The organism is Pseudomonas sp. XS1P51, assembly GCF_054897845.1.
The window spans coordinates 4,072,500-4,082,893 of sequence record NZ_CM142707.1; the positions used below are offsets into that span (position 1 = coordinate 4,072,500).

At 60.0% G+C, this 10,394-nt stretch carries 11 protein-coding genes; 2 read left to right on the forward strand and 9 right to left on the reverse strand.

All coding sequences use genetic code 11. The features are described 5' to 3' along the window. Position 1 precedes the first annotated feature (1 nt). Positions 2-1,333, forward strand: a complete 1,332-nt coding sequence (locus ACYZUD_RS18975; RefSeq protein ID WP_462019657.1) for a sigma-54-dependent transcriptional regulator — start codon at positions 2-4, stop codon at positions 1,331-1,333. Between the two features lie 127 nt (positions 1,334-1,460). On the opposite strand, the gene thiO is transcribed toward ACYZUD_RS18975, so the two are convergent. The 7 genes from thiO to ACYZUD_RS19010 are packed head-to-tail and all read right to left on the reverse strand — an operon-like array spanning position 1,461 to position 8,210. After that, a complete protein-coding gene (gene thiO / locus ACYZUD_RS18980; RefSeq protein ID WP_462019658.1) occupies positions 1,461-2,561 on the reverse strand; it encodes a glycine oxidase ThiO in 1,101 nt (366 codons plus the stop codon). A gap of 57 nt (positions 2,562-2,618) precedes the next feature. Next, on the reverse strand, positions 2,619-3,020 hold the full coding sequence (locus ACYZUD_RS18985) for a type IV pilin protein (protein WP_462019659.1): 402 nt from the start codon (positions 3,018-3,020) through the stop codon (positions 2,619-2,621). A gap of 14 nt (positions 3,021-3,034) precedes the next feature. After that, the gene (locus tag ACYZUD_RS18990; RefSeq protein WP_462019660.1) at positions 3,035-6,097 is read right to left on the reverse strand and encodes a pilus assembly protein; all 3,063 of its coding nucleotides are present in this window, start codon (positions 6,095-6,097) and stop codon (positions 3,035-3,037) included. Further along, the gene (locus tag ACYZUD_RS18995; RefSeq protein WP_462019661.1) at positions 6,084-6,545 is read right to left on the reverse strand and encodes a pilus assembly PilX family protein; all 462 of its coding nucleotides are present in this window, start codon (positions 6,543-6,545) and stop codon (positions 6,084-6,086) included. Before ACYZUD_RS18995 ends, ACYZUD_RS18990 begins: the two co-directional genes overlap by 14 nt. A 20-nt stretch (positions 6,546-6,565) precedes the next feature. Next, the gene (locus ACYZUD_RS19000) at positions 6,566-7,294 is read right to left on the reverse strand and encodes a PilW family protein (protein WP_462019662.1); all 729 of its coding nucleotides are present in this window, start codon (positions 7,292-7,294) and stop codon (positions 6,566-6,568) included. Then, a complete protein-coding gene (pilV, locus tag ACYZUD_RS19005; RefSeq protein ID WP_462019663.1) occupies positions 7,291-7,740 on the reverse strand; it encodes a type IV pilus modification protein PilV in 450 nt (149 codons plus the stop codon). The genes ACYZUD_RS19000 and pilV overlap by 4 nt, the downstream gene beginning before the upstream one ends. Continuing rightward, complete coding sequence (locus ACYZUD_RS19010; protein ID WP_462019664.1) at positions 7,737-8,210, reverse strand: GspH/FimT family pseudopilin; 474 nt, start codon at positions 8,208-8,210, stop codon at positions 7,737-7,739. Before ACYZUD_RS19010 ends, pilV begins: the two co-directional genes overlap by 4 nt. Positions 8,211-8,341: 131 nt before the next feature. Between ACYZUD_RS19010 and ACYZUD_RS19015 the strand changes: the two genes are divergently transcribed. Then, the gene (locus ACYZUD_RS19015; RefSeq protein ID WP_462019665.1) at positions 8,342-8,872 is read left to right on the forward strand and encodes a GspH/FimT family pseudopilin; all 531 of its coding nucleotides are present in this window, start codon (positions 8,342-8,344) and stop codon (positions 8,870-8,872) included. On the opposite strand, the gene ispH is transcribed toward ACYZUD_RS19015, so the two are convergent. Together ispH and fkpB are read right to left on the reverse strand one after the other, a co-directional pair. Further along, positions 8,869-9,816: a 4-hydroxy-3-methylbut-2-enyl diphosphate reductase gene (gene ispH, locus ACYZUD_RS19020; protein WP_033054296.1), complete on the reverse strand. Its 948-nt coding sequence runs from the start codon at positions 9,814-9,816 to the stop codon at positions 8,869-8,871. The two genes, ACYZUD_RS19015 and ispH, sit on opposite strands and share 4 nt — an antisense overlap. A 139-nt stretch (positions 9,817-9,955) precedes the next feature. Continuing rightward, entirely contained in the window at positions 9,956-10,393 is a 438-nt protein-coding gene (fkpB, locus tag ACYZUD_RS19025) for an FKBP-type peptidyl-prolyl cis-trans isomerase (protein WP_010467538.1), read from the reverse strand. Position 10,394 lies beyond the last annotated feature (1 nt).

Here is a 10,394-nt window from a genome sequence, read left to right on the forward strand (position 1 = left end):
CATGAGCCCACGGCAAAAAGTCCTGATCGTCGACGACGAGCCGGATATCCGCGAACTCCTGGAAATTACCCTGGGACGGATGAAACTCGATACCTTCAGTGCCCGCAATCTTGCAGAAGCCCAGGCCCTGCTGACGCGGGAAACGTTCGATCTGTGCCTGACCGACATGCGCCTACCGGATGGCACCGGCCTTGAGCTGGTGCAACACATTCAGCAACGTTATCCACAAGTACCGGTGGCAATGATTACCGCCTATGGCAGCCTGGAAACGGCGATCAACGCCCTCAAGGCCGGCGCCTTTGACTTCCTGACCAAACCGGTGGACCTGACCCGTTTGCGGGAACTCGTCACCAGCGCCCTACGCATGCCTGTACCGGGGGGCGTCATTGATCGGCGGCTGCTGGGCAATTCATTGCCCATGCGCCACCTGCGCAAACACATCGGCAAACTGGCCCGCAGCCAGGCACCGGTGTACATCAGCGGCGAATCCGGCAGTGGCAAGGAATTGGTCGCGCGGCTGATTCATGAGCAAGGGCCGCGCGCCAACCAACCGTTCATCCCAGTCAACTGCGGCGCGATTCCGACGGAATTGATGGAAAGCGAGTTTTTCGGACATCGAAAAGGCAGCTTCAGCGGTGCCATCGAAGACAAACCCGGACTGTTCCAGGCGGCCAATGGCGGTACCCTGTTCCTCGACGAAGTGGCTGATTTACCACTGGCGATGCAGGTCAAGCTGCTGAGGGCCATTCAGGAAAAAGCCGTGCGCAGTGTCGGCGGGCAGCAGGAAATCGTGGTCGATGTCCGCATCCTGTGCGCCACCCACAAAGACCTCGACGCCGAAGTCGCTGCCGAACGCTTCCGGCAGGATTTGTACTACCGGCTCAATGTGATCGAACTGCGGGTTCCGCCCTTGCGCGAACGTCGCGACGACATCGAGTCGCTGGCCAGCCATGTGCTCAAGCGCCTGGCCGCCGACACCGGCCAACCCGCCGCAAAACTCCACCCGCAAGCCCTCGATGCGCTGAAAAGCTACCGTTTTCCGGGTAACGTGCGGGAACTGGAGAACGTGCTGGAACGGGCTCACACCCTATGCGAGAACAAACAGATCGAAGCCAGCGACCTGCGACTGATCGAGGGTAACTGCACGGCAGAAAGTGGCGCGCCGGACCTGACGCAGATCGATAACCTGGAAGACTATCTGGAGAACGTCGAACGCAAAATCATCCTCCAGGCCCTGGAAGAAACCCGCTGGAACCGCACGGCGGCGGCGCAGCGGTTGAATCTCTCATTCCGGTCGATGCGTTATCGGCTGAAGAAATTCGGGCTGGATTGAGGGCCTCATCGCGAGCAGGCTCGCTCCCACAGTTGATCTGAGGCGTCTCGGATTCTGTGTTCACCACAGACCCTGTGGGAGCGAGCCTGCTCGCGATAGCGTTCTGACAAGCAACAATGTCTAGCGATCAGATTCGCCCGGCCGGTGCATACGGCGCCGGATCAATAATCGGCGCCCTCCCCAACATCACATCCGCAAACAACTGACACGACGCCGGTGCCAACACCAGCCCGTTACGGTAATGTCCGCAGTTGAGCCAGAGCCCATCAAACCCTGGCACCCGGCCAATGTAAGGAATCCCCTCGGGCGAACCCGGGCGCAATCCGGCCCAATGCCCCACGACCTCGGCATCCGCCAACGCGGGAATCAACTCCTGCGCCGACGCCTTCAGACTCTCCAGGGCAGATTCGGTCGGCGTCTTGTCGAAGCCTTCATGCTCCAGCGTACTGCCAACCAGAATGTGCCCGTCGCGCCGGGGAATCGCATAACGCCCCTTGGCCAGAACCATGCTCGGCAGGAAGTCCGCCGCGCACTTGTAAAGAATCATTTGCCCTTTGACCGGCTCGACCGGCAGGTCCAGCCCCAGGCTTTTGAGCAAATCACCGCTCCATGCACCGGCGGTCAGAACCACCTGATCACCGTGAATGACACCCGTCGAGGTCTGCACCCCGACCACCGAAGCGCCTTCACGGATAAACCCGCTGACTTCGCTTTGCTCATGAATCGTCACGTTAGGCAGCGCCAGCAATGCCGTCTTGAGGGACTTCACCAACCGCGGATTACGCACATTGGCCACATCGGCCATGTAGATCGCCCGGGAGAAACCAGCACCGAGCACCGGCACCGCATCATGTACCGCCGAGATATCCACAGCCCGCAACGGCCGGTTTTCCCGTTCGGCCCAGGCCAGCGCCTCGGCCTCATCATCCAAATCGAGCCAGTACAGGCCGGTGGTGTGCACCTCGGGATCGACTCCGGTCGCTGCAAGCAGGCGCTCGCCCAGCTGTGGATAAAAGTCCTGGGACCAATGGGCCAGCGCGGTGACCGCCGGGCTGTAGCGCCAAGGATAGAGCGGCGAAACGATTCCGCCGCCGGCCCAGGAAGACTCCTGGCCAACGTTCGAACGATCCAGCAGCACAACGCTCTGCACTTCGGACGCGAGATTGAAGGCCGTCAGCAGGCCAATCACGCCGCCGCCGACAATCACCACTTGCTGTTGCCTGGTCATGTTCTGATCCAACCGTTCAATAGACAGAGGGCGCAAAAAGGCGCCCGAGAAAGGAACTCAACGCCCCCAGCAATCTTTGGTTTCGAGCCCGGGTGCTGCATTAACCATACTTCTGACGCCGGTGTTGGTGAGGGTGAAATCCCCACACTTGTCGGTCTCCATGGCTTTGCCGGACTTGCGAACGGCCGTCAGCAGGAAGGTCTGATCGGTCAGGGTCTGGGTAATGGTGTAAAAGTCATTGCCGGCGCTAAGGCCTGCGGTGTTGGTGTAGACATTGCTCTTCGAATAAGAACGCTCGAGGAGCTGCGCCTGCTCGGAGAGCAGGCCGGCGACTTCGGCACGGCGCCCCTTTTTCACGTACTCGGTGAGGCTCGGGTAGCCTATGGTGATGACGATCCCGATGATCGCAATCACGATCATGATTTCGATCAGGGTAAAACCTCGGTTGGATCTGCGCATGCCTCAACTCTCACTTACTGTATTTGTCGCCACATGATGCGACGGTTGATACCGCCGCCGGGCTTTTCCACCAGCGTGGTCACGCCGCCACTGGAGTCGCTCACGATCTTGCGGGTCGCGTTATTGACGATGGAATTCAAGGTCGGGATACCACCGGTGAAAATCACCCCGCTGGACACCGTGTCGTTGCTGTCGACCTGCCCGTCGCCATTGGTGTCGAGCACCGCGTAATTGAGCATCTTACCGCTGAACGCATCCAGTTCGACCAATTTGCCCGTGCCGAAGCTGGCACAAGGGTCCGTGGTGTCCACGCTGGCCGTGGTAAAAACGATCCGGCCTCCCACTAGGTTGGCCTGATTGATCACCCGCTCACCGGTCAGCACGTTGCTGTATACCAATGGCAGGTACCAGCCCTTCCTGGCCGGATAGGTCACCTCATTCTGGCTGGTGGTGATGAATTGCCCAGCGCTGCCCGAGAACACACCCGTCACCGTTTGCACCTGCAAACTCGACGTTGTGATCTGTCCGGCCCCTCCCTCCGCGTCCCACACCGCGTAGATCGCTTGCTGATCCTTGTTGGTCTTGTCAGCGGTCTCGTTGAATTTACCGGTGCCGAAAAACACTACTTGGCCGCCCTGAGGATTGTCCGCCAGCAACGGTTGCGCAGTGATCGGCTGCGTGGCACCGCCCGCCGTGGTGAACAACGGCTTACGCGAAAATGCCAGGTCCCACGAGCCCGGACCGGCGCTCAAATCAAACTTCCATAGTCGCCCTTTCAGGTCACCGCCATAGGCCGCCTGCACCACATTCTGCGAGTTGACCTTGAGCTTCACCGAGGACAGCCCATTAGTGGTTTCGCTGCTGTCGACCACGATTTCCCTGATCAGCGAGCCGTCGCGGATATCCACCACGTACAGCGCCGCCACCCCAGAATTGCTGCCATATCCATTGGAAATAAAAGCCGCCCATCGACCGTCAGCCAAGCGTGCCACTTCCGGTCGTGCGTAGGCATAACCCAGATCATTGAAATCGTTCTTCGGGTTTGCTGGGGTCGGTGCGCTGATTTCCCACAGCGCCCTGGTCACATTACCGGCCGATGCATCGAACAGTTGCAGCGCATAGAACGTTCGTCCGCCCGCCCCTGTCCCACCCAGTGCGAGAGTTTTCCAGGCACTGCCGAGCTGGGCATCGAACACGCCCACCTGGCCGTCCACCAAAAACTTGTGGCTGACCCCGTTTATGTAAGCGGTGTCGGCGATATAGCGCAGGGACGGCAACACGCTGGACGGCATGTACGCGTATCGCCGTGTGCCATTGGTCGCGTTGATGACGTTTACAAAGCCGTCGTTGGCGTTCACCACGAGGCTGGCGCTCATGGTTGTTGCTTTGGTTGCCAAGTAAGTGCTGTAGGTGGTGTCACCCGACAAATCGGACGCGGTTTTATCCGTAGGTGACGCCAGGGCCAGCGGCGAATTGATGATGTCGCCAAGCAGTACACTGCGCACTTTCAGACCGGCCTTGTGGGTGCCCTTGCTCCACTCCACCAGATCGCTGCCGGTGACGCCGGTGGGTAAACCCTGACTGAGGGATGTTTGCTGGGCAGGGGAAAAACTGGTGTAGGCCAGGGTCACCGCCGCGTTGGTCAGGGTATTCCACGATTGATAGGTTGGCGCCGCGACACCGGGCACGATGGCGGTGTCAGTGGTCCACAACACCGAGGCGGTGTTGACCTCGCCAGTGGAGGTGAAACCGTAAGCCTTGATCGTGCCTCGCCAGTCCTTGGGATCGTAGCTGGCCTGGAAGTAACTCGAGTCGCTGGCCACGATGGTCCCGTTGGCGACGCCGCTGCCGCCGGAGCCGGCCTTGGAGGTGATGTCCCTCAGCGCCGACGATAGGGCACTGTTGAGTCCTGCACGGTCGGTTACCTGGTAATACTTGCCCTGCCCGTAAGTCGCCGCGTCCGACAACATCCGGTTCGCGGTGGCGAAACCCACGGTGTAGGTGTTCATGTTCTGCTTTGGAAAATCCACGGCGTCCCAGTTTTTGTTCGCCGAATCGACACCGGTCGTGCGCATGTCGATATCGAAGGCAAACTTGGCAATGTCATCCAGATAAAGCGTATCGCCCTCATTGTCGCCACCGGGGCCGTCGTTGTTTATACCGTCCCAGTCAGGTAGCCGGGTACCACCCAAAGGATCGGCGGGATTGGTCGGGAAGGTCCGGTCGTAGGTGGGCAAACCGTCGGTGATCACCACACCGTAGTTTTTCTGGCACCGGTATTGAATCGGACTGGTGTAGGTGGCAGGCGTCGAGTTGTAGAACGGCGCCATACCGCGCATGTAACGGGTGACCTCGTAGTAGGCTTCCGCCAGTGGGGTATTGGCGACAGCAGACAAGCCCTTGATCGATGCGACAAGGTCGTTGAAGTTGCTCTCCACCGACAGATCGCTGATGGGACGGGCGATGTAGCCACCATTGCCGGCATTGTTGCTGGTGACCAGGTTGAACGTCGCCAGGCCTATACGCAGCCCGCGGTTACCGGTCACCAGATCGGTGGATACGTTGCGCGCTACGTTCATCCGGTAATCGGTGGGGATTGAGCCGGTAGTGAAATCGCGGGAGCTACCGCCGATGGCCAGTCCCACCAGGTACGAAATGTAATCAGCAGAATATCGGGTATTTCCGCTGCCTACCGGGTCAGGCAGCTTGAGGCACAAGGGCGCGGGGCTGTTGTTGTAGAACGCGTAGTAACCGTTGGAGCAGCCGGACGTCGGCAGGCTGGAAAGAAAGATCGTGTCACCGGTGATGTTGGAGAAATCCACACACAAACCCTGCACCGCATTGCATTGCCGGGCCGGGGTCCGGCTCATCGTCGGGTCGAATCCCGCGGCGTAGATGATGTTGTTCATGCTCCCCGAGTCGTCGATCAACAGCATCACGTTCGGCGCGACGGCAGCGGCGTTCAACAACGGTGAATCCGACGGTGTGAAGGCATAGGCCGGCGCGCAGAGATACAAACCCAACAGCACGCCGCAAAACAGCTGCCACCACCTGGCGCGCCTTTCAGTGCTTCGCATAAATACTCTCCAACACACTGCGCGAGTTGCCCGCGATGCCCACGGCAGTTACGCGGTACAGCGTCACGGGATCGCCCTCCATGTTCACCGCGGCACTGGTGACGCCAATGTTCTGTACCCCGTAAAAGCCACTTCCGGAGGCGATCCAGGTCACACCCGAGTCGGCATTGAACCCGGCAGCGGTGATTAGCAACGCCTCCGCCGGCGGCGCACATCTGGTGGTATTGCTACACAGCGGTAACTCGTAGGTCTTCAGCTCCACCGCACTTTCACCAACACGCAACGCCGCCTCCGCACTCTGGAACGACTGGTTGCGCAAGGACACGCTGCCGGCCATTTTTTCCTGCAAGGTGGCGCTCTGCATCGATGAAAGACCGATCAGCGTCAGCAGCAGAAGAAACACCAGGCTCACCAGCAGCGCCATGCCGCGCTGGGCGTGAGAGCTCATTGAGAACATCGCCCCTTCCCTCATGGCAGTCGGTTGCGCAAGGCGGCAACCACGTTGAAGGTTTGATCGCGCACCCGCTGTTTTGGGTCCGAGAGGGTCAGGGTCAGGCGCACACTACGGATTAACTGCGGATCGGCAGGGTTGCTGCTGTAACTGGAGGTGGCAAAGTCGTCGGCCGTACGGGCGAGGCCGAACGTCACATCAAACGCACTGACGTTGTCCACCAGCACTGCCTGAGTCGGCGAACCGGTTCCAGTGCCCATCAATAACTGATTGTTTTTGAAACTGTAGATCAGCCGCCGTATCGGAAACGCCAGTTGCCCTGACGTCAATTGTCCCGGCGGCCGCGCGCCATTGTAGGCAGTGGCACCGGCGGTGGGGCTGGCCCGACATTCGGAAACCACCGTCCAGATCGGTGCCCCGCCATCACCAACATCCGCCGTCACCAGGATCAGCTTGTGGTTGTCGTTGTCCCAACTGATGGGCGTTGCCTGGGCAGCAGCGAACTCAGCGGCCTCGCCTACGTCAATCTTGCTCAGGCAACCGAACATGCCGACCATGCGAATTTCCTGAATCAGCTTGCTCAGCACAAAACGCGCATCTTCCTGCATGCCGGCGGCAGTGTTCTGGCTGACATAAGTGTTCTTGGCCGCGATGAAAATCTGCGCCACGCCCAGCACCACGATCAGGCTCAACGCCAAGGCGATCAGCAACTCGATCAGGCCGAAACCTCGATTGGACTGGTTCATGGCGCAGCCAGCGGGTCGGCAGTGGCACGGCTGGTGAGGACGAAGGTGCGACGGGAATTGTCGACATTGTCGGCCCGTGAGTCGTCCCAAGTGATGGTGATGGTGTACACCCGCTCATTGAGGGCAATGCTGCCGGTCGCGGTGGCACCGCCGAAATTGACGATGTTGGTGGTGAAGTCGTAGAGGTCCTGATCCCGGGCGACGCTCGGGTTGCCCGAGGTCGGTGGCGTGACGGTGTAATCGGCAGCGGAGTTGGCACGAATGCGGTCCATCATGTCGTAGGCGATAAAACTGGCCTGGCTGGTCATCCGCGAGCTGTCGGTATACTTCAACGCATTGAGCTGAATCGCCGCCGCCCCCAATAGCCCCACGCTCAGAATCAACAACGCAACCAGGACTTCTATCAGCGTCATGCCCCCCTGCGCACGTTTGCTCCATCCCCTCATCCGCAACTTCCACCCAATAGAATTCGTCCGTTCAAACACACATTCAGCGTCCTGTTTTGCGCCCCCCGTACATAACTGATCACCATCGCCGTGGGCGATGCCGACAAGCCGCCCAGGCTGTTGAAATCGATGGAGGTCACTCCTGAGGTTAGCGTCAGAGTCGCCCCGCTGCTCATCGCTGGAACAACCCGCAATACATTGGCTTGATCGCCCTTACCGTCATAGACCGTCAACTCCCCGGTCCAGACGCTGTCATCCGCCGTCGGTCGAACCCGGGTGGTGGTGCCCCGGTCGATCGCCTCCAGCCGGGCGTAATTCAGAGCCCGTTGCAGATCGCCGATCTCGGTGTCGGCCTTGGTGCTTTGCACCGAATCGGTAAACGCCGGCACCACCAGGGTGATCAGGATCAGAAAGATCCCCAGCGCGACCAGCAACTCGATCAGCGTGAAACCTTTTGTACGATGATCCATCGGTGCCCTCCGTTGCCGTCGGCTATACCTGCTGTTTCACGCCAGAGCATTCGACCAGCAGAGGTACGGTTGATTTGCCATTACTCGCGCAGGGATTTCGCGGGCCGCCGCACACCAGGGAAGGGAATGACATGCATCAGCGAGGTTTCAGCCTGATCGAACTGCTCATGGGACTGATGATTGTCGGGATTGTTCTGCTCGTCGTCAGTCCGGCGGTCGCAGCGCTCACAGAATCGACCCGTCGCGAGGAGGCGGCGCAGTCGCTTTTCAGTGGCATACGCACCGCCAGAACCGAGGCCATCGCACGCCATCAGAGCGTGGTGATTCATGCCATCAACGGCGACTGGGGCCAAGGCTGGCGGATCATTCTGGATATCAGCGGCAAGGGGCATAAAGACAGCAGCAATCCGCTACTGGTCGAGCGCCAGAGCGGGACTCGGGTGCCGATCGTCGGCAATCGACCGGTCAGCAGCTTCGTGCGTTTCAGCGATCTGGGCGAACCGCAGTTCTCCAGAGGGGAGTTTCAGGCAGGGACACTACATATTTGCGCAGCCCGCGAACCGGTCAGTCAGTTCCAGGTGGTGCTGGCTCGGACCGGACGCGTCAGCCTGCGCAGCCACAAGGCTGAGCAGGCGTTATGTCCAGGGGGGGAAAAACTTTAAAGCAGGGAGCGGACGCGCAACTCTTTAGGCATGGAGAAAGTGATGTTCTCCTCACGACCGGCCAGTTCATCGGCACCGGTAGCGCCCCAGGCCTGCAATTGCTGGATCACACCACGCACCAACACTTCCGGAGCGGAGGCACCGGCGGTAATGCCGATCCGCTCGACACCGTCGAACCAGCTCTTTTGCAGGTCTTCGGCGCCGTCGATCAGGTAGGCCGGGGTTGCCATGCGTTCTGCCAGTTCACGCAGGCGATTGGAGTTGGAGCTGTTCGGGCTGCCAACCACCAACACCACGTCGCATTCATCGGCCAGTTGCTTCACCGCGTCCTGACGGTTTTGCGTGGCGTAGCAGATGTCGTCCTTGCGCGGGCCACCGATGGCCGGGAAGCGCGTACGCAGGGCGTCGATGACGCGACTGGTGTCGTCCATGGACAGGGTGGTCTGGGTCACGAACGCGAGTTTTTCGGGGTTGTTGACCTGCAACGCGGCGACATCTTTCTCGTCTTCGACCAGGTAGATCGCGCCACCATTGCTGCCATCGTACTGGCCCATGGTGCCTTCGACTTCCGGGTGACCGGCGTGGCCGATGAGGATGCATTCACGGCCGTCGCGGCTGTAGCGCGCGACTTCGATGTGCACCTTGGTGACCAGCGGGCAGGTGGCGTCGAACACCTTCAGGCCACGGCCGGCGGCTTCGGTGCGCACAGCCTGGGAAACACCGTGGGCGCTGAAGATCACGATGACGTCGTCCGGCACCTGATCCAGTTCCTCGACGAAGATCGCACCGCGAGCGCGCAAGTCTTCGACGACGAATTTGTTGTGGACCACTTCGTGGCGCACATAGATCGGCGGCCCGAAGACTTCCAGGGCACGGTTGACGATTTCGATCGCCCGGTCCACACCGGCGCAGAAGCCACGGGGGTTGGCGAGTTTGATTTGCATGCTGTGCCTCGTGTCTTGCCCTGTAGGAGCGAGCTTGCTCGCGATGATCGTTAACGAAAACGCGCTCTATCTGGATTAACGCGGTGCCCTTAAGTCCATCGCGAGCAAGCTCGCTCCTACAAAAGGCCGGTTGGGTCAGTTACAGCGATTTGACGCTGATGATCTCGACGTCAAAGGTCAATGTCTTGCCGGCCAGCGGGTGGTTGAAGTCGATGGTCACTTGCTCGTCATCGAACTCTTTCACCACGCCAGGCAGCTCAGTATTCGCCGCATCGTTGAAGATCACCAGCAAGCCCGGTGACAGTTCCATGTCCTTGAACTGCGAGCGCGGGATGATCTGCACGTTCTGCGGGTTAGGCTGACCAAAAGCGTTTTCCGGCTGAATCGTCAGCGTACGCTTGTCGCCAGCCTTGAAGCCGAACAGCGCCGCTTCGAAACCTGGCAGCAGGTTACCGTCGCCGACCTGGAAGGTCGCCGGGGCTTTGTCGAAGGTGCTGTCGACGGTGTCGCCGTTCTCCAGGCGCAATGCAAAGTGCAAGGTGACTTCCGTGTTCTGGCGGATGCGTTGCTCAGCCAAT

Coding starts and splice junctions, on each gene's coding strand:
- ACYZUD_RS18995 (WP_462019661.1), bottom strand. CDS start 6,545: ATGAGCTCTCACGCCCAGCGCGGCATGGCGCTGCTGGTGAGCCTGGTG.
- ACYZUD_RS19010 (WP_462019664.1), bottom strand. CDS start 8,210: ATGGATCATCGTACAAAAGGTTTCACGCTGATCGAGTTGCTGGTCGCG.
- ispH (WP_033054296.1), bottom strand. CDS start 9,816: ATGCAAATCAAACTCGCCAACCCCCGTGGCTTCTGCGCCGGTGTGGAC.
- ACYZUD_RS19000 (WP_462019662.1), bottom strand. CDS start 7,294: ATGAACCAGTCCAATCGAGGTTTCGGCCTGATCGAGTTGCTGATCGCC.
- ACYZUD_RS18990 (WP_462019660.1), bottom strand. CDS start 6,097: ATGCGAAGCACTGAAAGGCGCGCCAGGTGGTGGCAGCTGTTTTGCGGC.
- ACYZUD_RS18975 (WP_462019657.1), top strand. CDS start 2: ATGAGCCCACGGCAAAAAGTCCTGATCGTCGACGACGAGCCGGATATC.
- thiO (WP_462019658.1), bottom strand. CDS start 2,561: ATGACCAGGCAACAGCAAGTGGTGATTGTCGGCGGCGGCGTGATTGGC.
- ACYZUD_RS19015 (WP_462019665.1), top strand. CDS start 8,342: ATGCATCAGCGAGGTTTCAGCCTGATCGAACTGCTCATGGGACTGATG.
- ACYZUD_RS18985 (WP_462019659.1), bottom strand. CDS start 3,020: ATGCGCAGATCCAACCGAGGTTTTACCCTGATCGAAATCATGATCGTG.
- pilV (WP_462019663.1), bottom strand. CDS start 7,740: ATGAGGGGATGGAGCAAACGTGCGCAGGGGGGCATGACGCTGATAGAA.